Source organism: Candidatus Saccharimonadales bacterium (genome assembly GCA_039928925.1).
Lineage (GTDB): Bacteria > Patescibacteriota > Saccharimonadia > Saccharimonadales > Saccharimonadaceae > UBA6022.
Map to the genome: position 1 here is coordinate 104609 of JBDSSF010000004.1, position 16489 is coordinate 121097.

Below are 16489 nucleotides of genomic sequence, written 5' to 3' on the forward strand. Positions count from 1 at the left end.
TTCATGGCTTCAACGCAAGGCTTAAAACTTCGAATTCGCTCGGTTAAAAGTACCAAGCAGATTACGAAAGCTATGCAGCTGGTTGCCGCCAGTAAGATGCGCCGTGCCCAAGAAGCAACGAAAGCATCAGCTCCCTACACTCAGGCTGCAAGTGAGATTCTCAGCTCACTTTCGAGCCATACCGCAAGTGACAACCATCCACTATATGTATCTCGTCCTGTTAAGACTCGCTTAATGATTGTCATAGCATCAGATAAAGGACTTGCAGGCGCGTACAACTCGAATGTTCTTAAGATGTACACAACTGAATTAAAAGATGATGTTAAAAATAGCATAAAGAGCGAGACGATCACTGTTGGTCGCAAGGCTTCACAATTTGCCACAAGGATCAAAGGTGCAGAGATTATCGGTGTCTACGAAGGCTTACCAGATCATCCTGATGGTAGTTCGCTACTCCCAATGTTTGCAATGGTTCAAGATAGATTTGTTTCGGGTGAAGTTGATGCCGTTGATCTAATATTTACTGAATTCGTCACAAGTTTAAATCAAAAGACAAAAATGGTGAGAATTTTACCTGCTGGATTTACTTCTGAGCCAAGTGTTGGAGCTGCTCGTGATGTTACGTATGAACCAAGCGCTAGCCGTGTACTTGACGAAGTAACTTCACGTCTTGTTAATGCTCAAATCTTCCAAGCAATTCTAGATGCGCGCGCAAGTGAGCATAGTATGCGAATGCTTGCGATGAAGAATGCTACCGATAATGCTTCTGATCTTGCCGATGATCTCACTCTCGCGATGAACAAAGCTCGTCAGGGTGCTATCACTCAGGAATTAGCCGAAATATCTGGTGGTGCGGAGGCAATGAAATGATAGATATAATGAAGCGGAATGAGAATGATACAACTATAATGACCACAAAGGAGACGATATGAGTAAAGCAGAAAATACAGGAAAAATTATCCAAGTCGTTGGTGTGGTGATTGACGTTGAATTTAAAGATTCAAAGTTACCAGCCATCTACGATGCGTTAAAGGTTGATAGTATTGTTCTTGAGGTTGCTCAGCACCTTGATGAGCATACTGTTCGTACTATTGCGATGAGTAGCACGGATGGACTAAAGCGTGGTCAAGATGTTACTGCAACGGGGGCTCCGATTAGTGTTCCAGTTGGCGCTGACACTCAAGGCCGAATGTTTAATGTTATTGGTGAGGCAATTGACGGCAAGCCAACTCCAAGTGGCAAGCGTGCATCAATCCATCGCCAGCCACCAACTCTTTCTGAGCAGGCAAATAAAACTGAGATTCTAGAAACAGGAATTAAAGTTATTGATCTTATTGCCCCACTTACTAAAGGTGGCAAGGCTGGTTTGTTCGCTGGTGCTGGTGTCGGTAAGACAGTTCTTATTCAGGAGCTCATTAATAATATCGCAAAGTATCACTCAGGTAACTCAGTTTTTGCCGGTGTTGGTGAACGCACTCGAGAAGGTAATGACCTCTACTACGAGATGGAAGAAGCCGGTGTTCTAGGCAAGACGTCACTTGTCTTTGGCCAGATGAACGAACCACCAGGAGCCCGTCTTCGTGTTGCACTTGCAGGACTTGCCATGGCAGAAGCTTTTCGTGACGAAGGTAAAGATGTATTGTTGTTTGTAGATAATATCTTCCGCTTCACACAAGCTGGCGCAGAGGTGTCTGCACTACTTGGTCGCTTGCCTTCTGCAGTTGGATATCAGCCAAACCTGCAGCAGGAGATGGGTGCTTTACAGGAGCGAATTACTAGTACGAAGAAAGGTTCGATTACGTCAGTACAGGCCGTATACGTACCTGCCGATGACTTTACCGATCCAGCACCTGCGACTACATTTGCCCATCTTGATGCAACAATTGTTATGAACCGTGCATTAACCGAAATCGGTATTTATCCAGCAGTTGACGTTCTCGATAGTAGTAGTAACAGCCTCGACCCTGAAGTTGTTGGTAGCGAACACTACACTGTTGCACGAGAAGTTCAGCGTGTTTTACAGCAATACAAGGAGCTGCAAGATATAATTGCAATTCTAGGCATGGAAGAACTCTCAGATGATCAAAAACAAATTGTAAGTCGAGCTCGTCGATTACAACGCTTCTTTGCACAGCCATTTCATGTTGCCGAGCAATTTACAGGTAATGTGGGAGTATATATTAAGCTTGAAGATACCGTACGTGATGCAAAAGATATTTTGGCTGGAAAATACGATGCTAAACCTGAAAGCTGGTTCTACATGGCTGGTGGACCTCTATCTGAAAAGAAAGATTAGTTGATTTTACAGCATAAATATGCTGTAATGATACTATGAGACAAATCGTCTCGCATCTTGATAGATAGGTGGTAAATATGTCAGGTCACAGTAACAGTGAAATCGACAAGTTGCCAGACCCTTGGGGTAAATCACCGAAGGACTGGAACTTACTGTGGGTCATCCCGTTGGTGCTCATTATCGTCGGCGGCATTGTCGGTTCATTCGTGCATTTCGACAACACTCACGGGAGTCCAACGGCATGGCCATTTCTACGACTTTTCGTCGTGCTTGGCCTCATGGGCATCGCTGCGTTTCTCATCGGTCTTGTGGTTGCCTCACTGCTTCAGAAGCGATACCACCGAGCCATGAAAGCGCTCATCGCACTCATCATTACGCTGCTTGTCCTTCTAGCCATCTACGTATTGGCATGAAGTCACAGCAGACCGTTAATGCGGCAGCACTACTGGAGTATTCTTTCTTCCGTAGTGCTGCCATGGTGGACAATAAGTGCCCCTATCTATCAAATCATCACGTTCTTCAACCCTGGTAAACACCAGGGTTTTTTGGTACTATAATAGATATGAATCTTGAGCTAATAACACTTGACGGCAAAAAAGTTGATCAAGTTGCGTATGAAGTGATCCTTCCAACTGTTGAGGGTGAAATTGCAGTTTTTCCGGGCCATCAGTCCTTGGTTGCGGTAGCTGTTCCAGGTGTAATTTCGGTTCGTTACAATAAATCTGATAAGGATAATACACTTGAATACTTTGCTATAAGCGGAGGTGTCATTGAAATCACAGGTACGTCAGTTCGTGTTCTTGTTGACGAGGCTGATCATGGTGATGACATTATTGAAGCCGAGAGTAAGGCGGCACTTGATCGTGCAATTGCCATGCGAGATAGTGCAAAAGATCAAGTAGAGCTTGAGCGAGCGCATCAGCTTGTTGATCGTCACGCAGTTCGTCTCAAAGTAGCTGGTCTTCGTCGTCGCCATCGTCCATAGTTCTTCTAGTGGTTGCAATCAGCTATAAAAATCCCTACTATTAATATAACCCGCTTTTAGCGGGTCCGCTCTTCTCATCCAATCCTATCAAAGGAGTCATCATGCACGCACTGCTTCGCACAATCGCCAAATGGTTGATGAAGTTGTATTTCAATGTTAAGGTCATCGGTCTGGAGAACATCCCGGCCTCTGGTCCTCTCATCGTGGCATCAAATCACCAGGCAGTTGTCGATTCGTACGCACTCCCTGCGTTTCTCGAACAGGATCTCATCTTTCTGTCCAAGAAAGAATATTTCGAGAAGCCAGGTATCCTGGGCGCACTACTCAGGTGGGCACTTACGGGGAGAGCCATTCCTGTTGATCGAGAAAGTGTCGTTGACGCTGTAGCCGCCTTTGGGAAGCTCGTTGAAGTGCTGAATAAAGGTGGTCGTATCGGTATACACCCCGAAGCTACCCGAGCACCACCCGGTGCAGTCTATAGGGGCAAAACTGGTGCGGTGAATATGGCGTGGAAATCCGGTGCACTCGTGCTTCCAGTGGCGATCATTGGGTCGCATCGTGCCAATAAACCTGGCCGTAGAATTCCACGCTTTCGTGCAAGGATCACGCTCATTATCGGTCAGCCAATGACCTTTGCTCCTCCGATCATCTTCGGTAAACTGAAAGCGGCCCAGAAGCTGCAGCAAGAGACACAGACGCGTCATCTCATGCAGATGATTGCAAAGCTTGCTGGTTGGCTCTATGTCGATGAAGATGCCGGTGATGCAAAAGAGGCATTGTCGAAGGGTGAGTAAGAGTGAGAGGTGGGGGCGACGATCCTGTTCGCCCTCACCTATTCACTTATATTTTAGAATTAATTACGTTTAACAAAGATTTAATCTGACAAACTTTGGCTTCCTAATTTTTCTTCCTCTAAAATTAACTGAATAAATATTCCTGACCCATATGCCTAGCTGGATACTGCTAGTTAAGCGTATTTTGTAAAACCTCACGAGCTTCGGTGGTGCTTGAACTATGCATTAGTTGTTCGCGTAGTTCTGACGCCCCATCGAATTCTCGAATATATATCTTAAAGAATCTCTTAAGAGGTTCAAACTTACGTTCACCAATTTCGCTGGAGTATTTATCATGGAGATCGAGTTGTAAATTCAAAAGTGCAACGAGTTCTTCCCTGCTATGTTGTACTGGAGTCACTTCAAACGCAAATGGATTATGAAAAATACCACGGCCAATCATGATTCCATCAATACCGTATTTTGCGACTAGTTCTTCACCATGTTGTCGGTCACGAATGTCACCATTAATAGTCAGAAGAGTCTGAGGTGCTATTTCATCACGAAGTTTTTTAATATCTGAAACAATTTCGAAATGTGCATCAACTTTGCTCATTTCTTTACGTGTTCGGAGGTGTATTGTAAGGTTTACTATATCCTGACGCAGTATATGAGCCAGCCACTCATGCCACTCATCTGTACGGCTATAGCCTAAGCGTGTTTTTACGCTGACGGGTAGTCCAGATTTTTTTGCGCTAGCAATGAGCTGACTCGCAAGTTCTGGCTGTAGTATAAGCGCACTTCCAGCACCGCCTTTAACGACAGATTTATCGGGGCATCCCATATTAATATCTATACCACTGTAGCCCTGCTTGGCAAGCCCCTTAGCCATTTGTTCAAACTGATCAGGTCGATTGCCCCATATTTGAGCAACCATGGGCTGCTCATCATCCGTAAACGCTAAACGGCTACGCGTACTGTGCGCACCTTTTTCACTACAATAACTTGCGGCGTTGGTAAATTCGGTAAAAAAGATATCGGGTCGAGCTGCTGACGCTACGACGTGACGAAATACAACATCAGTGACTGCTTCCATAGGAGCAAGGATGAAAAATGGTTTTGGAAGTGTGTGCCAGAAGTTATTCATACTATTTTTACTCCGTTAATTATACCATGAGGTCAGAAAGCTATAAGGAAATGAAAAGACCATCGGAGTAAACTCGACGATGGTCAGAAGTTATTTTTACAAGACAGCCAGGGGGAACCCGGCGACACGGTGTGCGGGGGGCACACGTTCGCGGGGTTCCTCCCCTGGTCTGCCCCTCGTGGGGTCCACACAATTCCGATATCCGCAGACTGGGGGGGGGGTAGTCTGAGAACTACGGCAGGGATTTCCCACTATCCGATAGGCTCAAAGAGCCAACCGGTGGTAAAAAGAAACTTAATCTATATTATAGTCTGTTTTACTCGTAGTGTCAAGTACTAAATCGTATATTATACATGAAATAAAAAACCCACCTGAATTTTGAGGTGAGGGGTTTTACGGCGGAGGCGACACCTGAGTATACGTAAGGACGGCATGTCCCCAGTATGTAGAGAGCGGCGGGCTCTCGTTCAGGTGTCTGCCTCCGCAGGAAGTAGTGATAATTGTTGGATCCGTCGGCGTGACGGAGATGCTCAAGAGCTTCCAAGAATCACTGATCCGATCGGTGTGAACGTGTTTTTGTTTTGTTTCTGCGGCTTGCAGGACGGACAAATGTTACGCACCTGAGACCATGCTAGCACGAGCGGTATTGTTTCGTCAATGATTTTTAAATTTTTGCAGTGTTACCACATCTCTCGCCTGACACAATAAAGATTATGTCGAGTGAGAGACGGACAGGAGTAGTACAATTGAACCTGTTTTTTCGAGGTGTTCATGACTGGGTGCCATGATCCTACGTCCGTCACCTAAGTCAGCTGATCTTACTTGCGATCCCCGAAAGGAATGACCTCACGCAGGCAAGATTTTGCTTTCCTTCGAGCTTCTGCAGAACTCGGTTACCCCTGTCAATCTTCGAAAGATTTTTGAGGTAAGCGAAGTCAGATCCGTAGTTCGACTGGCAACTTGACGTACACATGCTACTCACCCCCTTACGGGAATTTGTAGGTCTTTGCAACGGTTGCTGCAAATTAACGCGCAGGTAAAACGGTTGGTGTCGGCGCTGCGGCGATCTATCGACCACCGCAGCGCCGCTCGGGCATGCTAACACACACATTTTTTCCCAAATCTAGTTTTGGTATGTGTGTAGCGGATAAGTCCCCGGGCGGAGGCTTCGAGCCTCACTCTACTCCCTTACAGGAATTGAGTATTCAGACCATGAAGGTCACGCCGAGGTTGGGACTTTCGTCCACCCACTTTCATAGAAAGTGGAGCTTTTTATAATTACTACTCCTGTCAAAGTGCTCAACAAAATCATGTTCTGATCTTGGAGCCTATATGATTATAGGGCATTTACTAGTTATTGTCAATAAGCCACTTTTCGAACGCGAGCATGCCCTTGTAGGTAGGTTCATATATTGAAGTATCTGGGAGATCAAGCGTTGTAATATGTTTCCATACGGCTTGGATGAGTTTTGTGAACAGTTCAAGCTCTTTAAATGTGCAGGTTGCCTCGAGCGCAAGTATCTCTCCATTTTGTGTAGGCTCGATAAACTGTAAGATTCCATTATCAACTGTATAGCCGCGGAAATCTCGAGAATACTCAATGAGCAGTTTGTAAAACATAAGTTGTTGTTTGTATTTGTGGAGCTTTATTTTTTCAAAATCTGTTTTACCAGTCCAACTTCTCGAAGGTTTACCTGTTTTGTAATCCGTGACAATAATTGTTTTTTCATAAATATCAACAAGGTCGAGTGACCCAGTCAGGTGTGCATCTCCAACCATAACGTGTTGGCCCGCAAAACTAAGTTCAGTTTTTTGAGATGGTGTAAAAGAGATATATTTCTGATCAAGAAATGTCTGTAACGCATCACTACCCTTTTGTAGATAAGTCGCAAAATCTGTGGGACTTAAATATTGGGCAGTTAGATTCTTCTCAAAATCATGTAAAATATCTTCAACAGCTCGGTGATTGCCTGTTGCCAGTAAATGAGAGTGTGTATGATGAAGTGTTGCGTGGATAGCTGATCCATAGCTTGCGCTCGGGCTTTTTGCTTGCGGGAAACGCAAGATATTATTTAATAGAAACATCTCAGGTCCTCCACGAGTGACATCGAGAAAGTTATTAAGATGTGTGGCGCTTAGCTTGTAGTATTCTAAAGCCGGCAGTAGTAATTCTTTCATGGTAGCGTTCTTAACTGAAACAACGGGAAGATACCAGCGAAGTGCTGCTGCAGACTCGAGTGATCCTACATCTTGCTCCAGAGTTGGTATAACTGCCTTCCAAGTCGAACCTGCAAGAAAGCTAGCTCTTAGTGTATCCTTGCCGTTATCATCAGATGTACTGTAGCTAATTATCAGTTGCTTCTTTGCGCGTGTCATCGCAACGAAAAACAATCGAAGTCGGTCGTCAAGGTCCCCACCGGATGCCTGAATTGGTAAGTTTTCCGGATAGCTTATAAGTCTACTTCGACTTCGAACTCGCTCACCCCATGCGGTATCTATTGCGCCTATTATATATACATGGTCAAATTCTTGACCTTTTGATTTATGAGCCGTCATTAGATTGACGGCACTATCAACAATATCACTATGAGGTCTAATGCTTGTAATCATGCTTCCAAGTCCACGGTGAAGCTCAATAAATTCAATAAATGAACGAAGATCTGCCTGCTTTTGTGGTTGATATTCACGTAGTTTTGTCCGAATTGTACGCAGTGATTCAAGATATGTTAAGTATTCATCTGGATTGCTAGTTCGCTTTTCTTCGCTAAAAAAATATGCGTAGAGTGGTGACCTAAACTCATCGGTTCTTGCCGCATTATTAGGTGTACCAATAATATTATCTAGTAATTGCTCAAGCGGCATATTTGGGACATATGTTGCCTGTGTTATAAGCCATCTATGGAGTTCAAGGAAATCAGGAGTTGTTGCCATAACTTCCATCCAGCTTTGGTGGCTATTGTTTGCAGATAAACTAAGTCGCCATATATCTATAGGATCAATAGCAAACGCAGGGTGTGTCAAAAGCTCAGCTAGAAGTGCGTTCACCTTGTCATGCTGTCCTTCAAATAATAAAATTATAATTCTTGCGAGACGCTCTACTGTGATAACAACATCTAAATCAAGCACATTGTCGCGGCGTTCGTAATTAACATTAATCCCCTTTTTTGCAAAGTAAGGCAAAAGAGCAATAATTTCATGATGACGACGGGCTAAGACTGCGATTGATGATGGTGATACACCAGAATTTATTATTTCTTCAATACTACTCACAAGTTGGCCGCGTTCATCACTTACGGTTCCGAGTTCAATTAATTCCGTCTTACTTTTACTATCAGAAATATGCGCAGTTAAGGTCTTATCTAGCTTTGTATCGTAGTTCTCGAGCCTGCCGTGACCTTGCGTAATAATATCGCGGGCATGCGCTAAGATAACAGCAGTCGAACGATAATTGTCGGTAAGAGTAATTTGTTTTTGAGTTGGAAAATTCTCACCAAAATGAATAATATTACCAATCTCTGCACCCTGGAAACTGTATATGGCTTGATCATCATCGCCCACGACTAAGATATTTGGCTCGCTATCAACCGCTTCACTATTTGTTAAATTATACAGAATACGCATCTGTGCCATATTTGTATCCTGGAATTCATCTACCATGATGTACTGATGTTTTTCCTGAAGATTGAAACGCAGCTCTGGGAATACTTCCATGGCATGAACAACGCGAAGAATCATGTCATCAAAATCATATAATTCCGACTCCTGCATTCTTGCAAGATATTGATAGTATATAAAGCTGACAGAACGCAGCTTAATTTGACGATCGCGTGATTTTAATACGAACTCACCGCGCTCATTTTTCTTAAGCCATTCATTTTTCCAAGCTGTGAGTGCTTTTGTGGAATTATCATCTTGAGAGCTGTGTATAGCAAGCTCTAAACTATCAATCAGAGTTCGATTGAGCGGACTAATATTTGGTAAGTTAATTTTACTTGTAATGTTGCGAATTGGTTCAATTATTTTTTGTAATTCACTTGCTGTTGTCTTGCTAATACGTGAGTCAAATACAGAAGCAAGTAGCGGCTCAGCAGTATCTATGACTACATCGTTAGCGGCTAGCACTTCAAGGAGCTCGTCACTTGTGAGCCCGCTTTTTTTAAGTTCTGAAATAGTAGTTAGTGTATCCTGGAGATGAGTATATTCACCATTCATTTTGCTTGCTAAAGGATTATTGTACTCAAGCTCATTGAATATTCCTCGCAGTAACTCATAGCTACTTAACTCATCGGCTGCACGAAAATTAGCGCCGTGATAAAAAAACTGTGCATTTTGATTCATCACTTCAGCTCCGAAGTTATGGAACGTGTGGATTGCGACACGATAGGCATCTTTACCGATGATCTGTACGAGTCGTTGGCGCATTGCAGAAGCGCCACTATCTGTAAATGTTAAACAGAGAATATTTTCAGGTAGCACATCAGTCTTTTTGAGGATATTTGCCGCACGCATAGAAAGTAGTTCAGTTTTACCAGTGCCAGGCCCCGCTATAACCATAACAGGGCCTTCGATTGTATCGACGGCTTGTTTCTGTGCTGAGTTTAGGTGGCTATAGCGTGAGTTAAAATCCATTACATCCATTATGTCACATTCAAGGCCGGTGGTATAAAATGCGAAAACCCCGCCACCCCTTTCGGAGCGGCGAAGGTTTTCGCGGCTCTACGAGCGGGTAGCGGGGGGTGATCCCTGGCGAATTCTCGGCAGCAATCGTCCAGTCTTTGTCATATAGCCGCGGTAGCTAACGATTCGAGAGTACAATATACCCTCCTCGCCCCCTATCCGACTCATGAATCCAACTCCCAAGACGACACCTGCGAGTAGATACCACACACTGAACGCTGTCATCCCGATCCCGATCCCGGATACCAACATCCCGAAATACATCGGATGCCGAATATATCGATATGGACCAGTCGTGACAAGCTTGTGGTTTTTGTAGATACCGATACCACCTACCCAGCCGCGCCTTCCGAGCGCGACTTTTGCACACACACTTAGACATAGCCCACTAACGATGAATGCGAGACCCAAGAATCGGATCAAGACCCAGTCATCAGTTGGCTTGTTCTTGAGTGTCATCATCCCGATGATCCATAGAATCATCGATAGGATCTGAGCCATGCATACTGCAGGCGGATCACTCGTGAGCCTTCCACTGCAGAGGTCCTTTTTTGGACGAGGGCGACCAGTAGCGAGCAGCAGTACTCCATATACCAGGATATATCCTGGAAATGAGAGTAAAGCAAGTAGGTGCATGACAACTCCGTTCAGTAGAGCGAGCGTGGCATAGATTGTTTATATCATATAAGTGACATATTTACAATATTAATTGATGCATTATGTATCCTAGTGAAGAGTGGTACAATAAAAACAATATGAACGATGAAATTTTTGATGATATGGCCGTTGAAAGACTTGCTAAAGAGAAGTTTGGCTTAGACGTTGATATAGACCAGGTCATTGTTCGTCAAGTAATGGTGAGTCATACGACGATGGCAACCGTATTGTTAACTAAGAAAAAGCAATTATTCGTATATATAACGGGTCATTCTCGCCTTCTACTTAGTGATGTAAAGAAGATAGTCACCCGCATGGGTTTTCATGCGGAATTATACATTCCACCAAAAAATCGTCCAGACTACTTTGATATTATAGGAAGAGAAAAATTTCGTGATGTGTTTCCTGGTCGTGGACATGTTACTAACGAAGATATTATTTTTTATCGAACATTAGCTCCGTATAATCCCGCAATGGTTCTCATTAGTGAGGTGAAGAATGGTGAAATATATCAATACGATAGCGACAGCAAGGGCGGCTGGCGCGTTGCAGCTAAATTTGCTTATCGACGCATTAAAACAAGCTAAAAACATGAAATACCCGGGGAAGAAATGAGTTCCCCGGGTTATTCGTTCACTTCGATTCAAGGGTATATAGTCGGCGTGACGCAATAAAAACCATTGGTGAAAAGATAAGGATTGTCGCGACCATTGTTAGACGAATATCCAATACACCAACGAGCCCAACTATCCACACGAGTGGAATGTAGAGGAGCTGCGACACCGATCCTGCCAGTGATCCAACCGATGCCTGTGTTGTTGATGGTGCATGGAGCTGTATCATAGGCATCGTAATTGATCCAAGCCAACCCTGAGCAAGCCCAAGTCCAGCATAGAGCCATATCGTGATAAGAGAGAGATGAATACTCATCACGCTCAAGGCAGATAGTACTACTATGTTTGGCCACATAAATCGTTTCCATTCACACAGTCGCATGCTCCATTTTCTGGCAATAACCCCGCCAATAGCCACCATTGCAGCATTTAGTGCCCAGCCAATTGCAACGATTTTTAACGGCACGCCCGCAGTTAGCATTAGTGGTGTGAGTGCCCAAATCATTACATGAGTAATTTTTTGTCCAACCGCATGCGCTGCAATAAGCCACCGAAGCCTTTCGTCCCGCAAGCTCACCATCGTGAGATGCGTCATGTCGCGAAACGGATTACGATGAATGCTTACGAAACGCTCACCATCCTCTCGAATAATGAGTGACAATATCCCACCGAATACGTATGGTCCAGCCGAGATGAGAATCGCCGTACGAGGTGACACTGCTGCAACTGCACCACCGATGAGTACCACTATGATTTGGGCTAGTGGCTTGTAGATCGTTAGCATAGCATTCTCTGATCGCAGACGCCTACCTGTTGAATCAAACCGCTGGCAATATGCATACAGCAGCGCTCCGTCAGAACCATGACTAAATGCAAGGCTTATGCCGATGATAATCTCCGCGATTATTACATCACGAAAACTATGAGCTTGAGAATAAAATATAAACCCAAGTGCCGCACCGCTGTCCCCAAATGCGTTGCAAAACTTTCTACTGAAACGGTCTGCAATCCATCCTGTCGGTATGTTGAGTGTCAAAAGAGCGACCGTAAACAGTGCTTGACTGAGGCCGATTTGACTTTGATCCATTCCAATCGAATGGTAGAACGGTACCATTATTGATATCGATGCTAACGTATTTGTTGCAACGATTTCAACACGTAGCAGTCGAAGACTTGTAGTATAACTGGTCATCGGCATACCTTTCTCGAAAGTAATGGATTTGACATAGCTATTCCTTTCCTTGAAGATGTGAACGAGCAGCTCCGCGTATGCGAAGCCAGAAAAGCCTCCGTGTCGATGATTTTAGATGTAAAAAGTCTCCGAGGTCGGAGACTTATCTAGCGTCGAATAAAAAATGTAAGATTAAATGCGTGATAAGTCTCGGTTTTGATATGTGACATACATAAACAGACCATTAATATGGGCTGAAGGAGTACAAAACTGAAACTTAAAACTTTTCATAAAACTATAATAACATAATTATTATAAAAAACAAAACACAATATAAATAGCGACAGTAAAATAACATGGAATAATCATAATGAACGGGCGTAGGCTACATTAAGTCAAGAACAATAAGGTGCTCGATATGAGGCGTCCGAGGAAAAAAATTGTAGCCCTGATGAGCTTTAACACCATATTTTTCAGCCAGTCTCTGAACATCACGGGCCTGCGTTACAGGATTACATGATAAATAGATAATTCGTGCGGGAGCTGCTTCGAGAAGTTTTGTAATAACGTCCTCATGAAGACCGGCACGGGGTGGATCAACGATGATAGTTGCATCTGAAGTAATATGCTCAAGTGCAGTTTCGCTTGGTGCGAGAATGGCTTTTGCTTCATTCTCGCGTTCGAGTGCAGTAATATTACGTTTCATTTCACGGACAGCATGCTCATTAATTTCTACTAGCGTAACGTTATCACCGCCAATTGTAAGACCGATAGTGCCAACACCACTATATAAGTCAACAGTTGGCTTTTTTGCATCGAGCCACTGCTTCATGTCAGTAAGCGCATGTTCATAAACAGGTATGTTTATTTGAAAAAAACCTTCGACAGCGTATGTAAATGGAACACCCATGATCGTATCAGTTAATGTTGTTTCACCCCAAGCTTGTAGACGCTCCGTGATGATGCTTGCTGGGCTTTTTGGGTTTGAAAAAATAAGTTCGAATCCAGTAAGGCCAAGTGGCACTAGTTGCTCATCCGTGAATAAATTAAAAGTTTGATCTTTCACGTATAGTTGAGCGGCAACATTTCCTGAAGCATCACAACGTATTAGTAGAGTTTTTAGCATAAATGCTTGGATACCTGTCCGTTTTCGTAAAAGATTACGGATGTTCCGAGCGGCAATATTGATTGGTTCAAGTGCCAAGCTTGTGCCATCAACTGGAATTTTACCATGAGTTCCACGGCGGAAGAATGCCAGCTCAAGTTCATCCTTTTCTTTATCCCAGTAAAAACTAAATTCGATCTTATTACGGTAATTATAATCTTTACTATCGGTGTATACCGTAATTGGAACTGGGAGTACAATATCGTGAAGTTCGAATGCCTCTTCAATGAGTGCTGACTTATAATGTTGCTCGGCTTCAAGTGACATTATTTGCCATGGACTAGTCGATAGATAGCTTGTTTCATCACGAGGAGCGATACGTTCATCACTTGCGGTGATTACATCAGCAACAACGCCTTCAAGTAGATTCGATTTCTTTTTAGTAACTTGGACACTTACTTTTTCACCCGGGAGTCCGCCCCAGACAAATATTTTTTTACCGTATTCAACTTGACCAAGTGTTTGTCCACCACCAACAATTTTGTCGAGTTGAACTTCGACGATAGGAAAGATTTTTTTACTCATCCTTCTATTCTAACTGAAAGTACACGTTTGTGGTGCAGTTGGGCCACTTCCAAATACTGCCATTGTTGCAGTGCCTCTAGGACTTTTCTTAAATATCCATAGATTTTTGAATGAATTGTAATAAATCATGACATACGCAGGATCATCGTATTGAATAGTTAATGTACAGCCAATCAAACTAATATTCCATACCGATGATACGTTTGCACTATTCGAACTAGCATTGAGTGCGGCATAAGTATACTGGTTTTTCTGAGGCGCTCCACCGCAGCCTGATGCACAATGGGTATAAAATTTTATATTATTTGGTCCACTGAGGTAATCTGTGGTTACGTTTAGTATACTTGCTGCAGCTGTAAAATCGGTCATCGTAACATATGTCGAGCTTGTCCCTGGATTAAGGGCCTCCATTAAAGGATATTCACCATGTGTGGTTTTATACTGGTCAAGTTGATGTGCTATCCAACTGGCTTTTGCGACAATGGCAGCATCGGTACTTTGTTTCTGGACATTTATATATGCATAAGTCCCAATCGTGACAAGGATAGCTATTGTAGATATGACGACCAGTAGTTCTACGATTGTAAAGCCACGATTTCTTGGTAGTAATAACTTTGAAAACGGCTTATGCTTAATCATGTCACGATTGTAGCTTATTTATGATGAAAACGGTAGCCCTGCCCTTTTAAAACCTACAGAGGTTATGGTACAATGTCATAGCATCATCGAACGTTTTCACTCGGTATAATAATAGTGAAGTACGACATTATTGGGATGTCGCCAAGTGGTAAGGCACTAGTTTTTGGTACTAGCATTCGGGGGTTCGAATCCCTCCATCCCAGCCAGATGCGACAGCACGAAATGTGACCCATGTCCCTAATCGTGCTATTGCATCTGAATATAAAAATAGAATCACCGAGGTGATTCTATTTTTATGTGAATAAGCACTGCTTGCTCCAACTCGCAGATAGTCGAGAGCAATGTAGGCTTTTCAATATTTAATACTCAGATAGAGTGAGTAAGTTATCGTTCCATTACTTGACGTGTAGCTTCCTTTTCTGTATTGCCATCAAGGTATTTGACCTTTGCGATGTGCTCGTGGAGTGTTCCACAAACCATGTGACGTTTGATGATCTCGATCATGTGCTCTCCTTGTACCTGAGGTACGAATTTGTTTAGTTGTGAAGGTGCATAGGTGTTTGTTTGAGTTGTTTGCTGACTCCACCAAACTGCGCACACACCTACAAAGATAAACTTGATCTGAAGCACGAAGACGAACCCGTGGACCCTGTTTACGATGAAGACCACCGTATCTACTGCCTCCAAGACGAAGCAATACGCAAGGAACACCAAGAAGCCAAGTACCGTTTCGACGACCTCGTTCGCTTTGCTAAAGTACATAAAGAAAAAGAAGACAACAAGCATATCTACGACGCCATGAAAGAGATGAAAAAGCCAAAGATAGCCGAACTTACTCCACTCCTACAGTCGGTACTCGAAAAAGCTGGCTACACTGACTTTAGTCTTGATAAGCCTGAGATAGGCAAAGATGTTTTTGTCGGCTTCGACTGTCTCGATACAAAATCCGACCGTAGTGACTATGACAGTATAAAGACGCTCGAAAAGCTAGTGAAAAAGACCCTGGAGGACACTAACTGGCGTCTGATGAGTGATGGCATTCATTTTAGACTCGGATATCTCAATGGTCGTATCCGTGCTTATGAACGTGAAGAAGACCTCAAACAACTAGTTATCAATAACAGGAAGTTGCAACTCAAGCGAAAAGCTGACAAGCTAGACGATAATGAGGGAACAATGGAAGGCAAAAATGGTGAAAGGATAATACTATGAACAAGTCGCATATTGAAGGCATGAAAATTGATAATGAAGAGATGCTCAAAGATCCTGAAGAATTCATTGATAAATTTGGTTTCTCAATCTTTGACGAAAAGGCCCGCAGCGCTATAAATTTAGCGAGGGAGATCGAGCAAGACAGCCTAACGATGATGGAAAAAGGCTTCTTGATGACTCAACAGATTTATGATGCAGAACTTGCTACGAATGATCATCTTACGGGACTGGCAAAGTTCTTCATCTCTATCAGTGCAACAGGTATATTTGCGGCGGTAGGTCTTAACGTCGTTAATATCCAAGCGTATCTACTGTATGTTCTTGCATTACCTGTACTCGTTATGTCGACAGTAACTCTCGCGGTTCTCTTTAGGCGTCGTAATAAAGTTATTAAAAAGCGTACTGATGATTATCAAAAGGTCAGCGAAACTATGGAATTAGTCACTAATGCTTCAAAAATGCGGCTTAAGGCGATGCAATCGATCAAAAACGATGATCCTATAAAAATGCAAGAAATGTTCAAGGAGCTAGGTATTGATCTGAAGATAAATCCAGTCGACTTGAAGAAAACAAAGAACCAATAAGCATCAATATCTTTTTTGAGGTATTTTAATCAACCACTTAAAAT

Annotated in this window: 14 protein-coding genes and 1 tRNA gene; 9 read left to right on the forward strand and 6 right to left on the reverse strand. The window is 43.3% G+C overall.

Annotated features, from left to right (window positions below; genetic code table 11):
- The first annotated feature begins 3 nt into the window (after positions 1-3).
- From atpG to ABIS22_04615, 5 genes are all read left to right on the forward strand, one after another.
- Positions 4-870 carry an ATP synthase F1 subunit gamma gene (atpG, locus tag ABIS22_04595; GenBank protein ID MEO7741163.1) on the forward strand — a complete coding sequence of 289 codons (867 nt, stop codon included), beginning with the start codon at positions 4-6 and terminating at the stop codon, positions 868-870.
- Positions 871-928: 58 nt separating this feature from the next.
- Positions 929-2296, forward strand: coding sequence for a F0F1 ATP synthase subunit beta (gene atpD, locus ABIS22_04600; protein ID MEO7741164.1), 1368 nt, complete (start codon positions 929-931; stop codon positions 2294-2296).
- 77 nt (positions 2297-2373) lie between these two features.
- The gene (locus ABIS22_04605; protein ID MEO7741165.1) at positions 2374-2709 is read left to right on the forward strand and encodes a hypothetical protein; all 336 of its coding nucleotides are present in this window, start codon (positions 2374-2376) and stop codon (positions 2707-2709) included.
- Between the two features lie 149 nt (positions 2710-2858).
- Complete coding sequence (atpC, locus tag ABIS22_04610) at positions 2859-3281, forward strand: ATP synthase F1 subunit epsilon (GenBank protein MEO7741166.1); 423 nt, start codon at positions 2859-2861, stop codon at positions 3279-3281.
- Positions 3282-3382: 101 nt separating this feature from the next.
- On the forward strand, positions 3383-4075 hold the full coding sequence (locus ABIS22_04615) for a lysophospholipid acyltransferase family protein (protein ID MEO7741167.1): 693 nt from the start codon (positions 3383-3385) through the stop codon (positions 4073-4075).
- A gap of 169 nt (positions 4076-4244) precedes the next feature.
- On the opposite strand, the gene ABIS22_04620 is transcribed toward ABIS22_04615, so the two are convergent.
- The 3 genes from ABIS22_04620 to ABIS22_04630 form a co-directional block, all read right to left on the reverse strand.
- A complete protein-coding gene (locus ABIS22_04620) occupies positions 4245-5201 on the reverse strand; it encodes a tRNA-dihydrouridine synthase (GenBank protein ID MEO7741168.1) in 957 nt (318 codons plus the stop codon).
- Positions 5202-6551: 1350 nt separating this feature from the next.
- Entirely contained in the window at positions 6552-9830 is a 3279-nt protein-coding gene (locus ABIS22_04625; GenBank protein MEO7741169.1) for an ATP-dependent DNA helicase, read from the reverse strand.
- 87 nt (positions 9831-9917) lie between these two features.
- The gene (locus ABIS22_04630; GenBank protein MEO7741170.1) at positions 9918-10514 is read right to left on the reverse strand and encodes an isoprenylcysteine carboxylmethyltransferase family protein; all 597 of its coding nucleotides are present in this window, start codon (positions 10512-10514) and stop codon (positions 9918-9920) included.
- 119 nt (positions 10515-10633) lie between these two features.
- Between ABIS22_04630 and ABIS22_04635 the strand changes: the two genes are divergently transcribed.
- A complete protein-coding gene (locus ABIS22_04635; GenBank protein ID MEO7741171.1) occupies positions 10634-11122 on the forward strand; it encodes a hypothetical protein in 489 nt (162 codons plus the stop codon).
- Positions 11123-11168: 46 nt separating this feature from the next.
- Here ABIS22_04635 and ABIS22_04640 read toward each other — a convergent pair whose 3' ends face one another.
- The 3 genes from ABIS22_04640 to ABIS22_04650 form a co-directional block, all read right to left on the reverse strand.
- Positions 11169-12341, reverse strand: a complete 1173-nt coding sequence (locus tag ABIS22_04640) for an MFS transporter (protein MEO7741172.1) — start codon at positions 12339-12341, stop codon at positions 11169-11171.
- 364 nt (positions 12342-12705) lie between these two features.
- Positions 12706-14010, reverse strand: a complete 1305-nt coding sequence (locus ABIS22_04645) for a TRAM domain-containing protein (protein MEO7741173.1) — start codon at positions 14008-14010, stop codon at positions 12706-12708.
- A 9-nt stretch (positions 14011-14019) separates the two neighbouring features.
- Positions 14020-14649, reverse strand: a complete 630-nt coding sequence (locus tag ABIS22_04650; GenBank protein ID MEO7741174.1) for a type II secretion system protein — start codon at positions 14647-14649, stop codon at positions 14020-14022.
- Between the two features lie 131 nt (positions 14650-14780).
- Here ABIS22_04650 and ABIS22_04655 point away from each other — a divergent pair.
- From ABIS22_04655 to ABIS22_04665, 3 genes are all read left to right on the forward strand, one after another.
- Positions 14781-14855, forward strand: a tRNA-Gln gene (locus tag ABIS22_04655).
- A gap of 358 nt (positions 14856-15213) precedes the next feature.
- Complete coding sequence (locus ABIS22_04660) at positions 15214-15861, forward strand: hypothetical protein (GenBank protein MEO7741175.1); 648 nt, start codon at positions 15214-15216, stop codon at positions 15859-15861.
- The gene (locus ABIS22_04665; protein ID MEO7741176.1) at positions 15858-16445 is read left to right on the forward strand and encodes a hypothetical protein; all 588 of its coding nucleotides are present in this window, start codon (positions 15858-15860) and stop codon (positions 16443-16445) included. Before ABIS22_04660 ends, ABIS22_04665 begins: the two co-directional genes overlap by 4 nt.
- Positions 16446-16489: the final 44 nt, after the last annotated feature.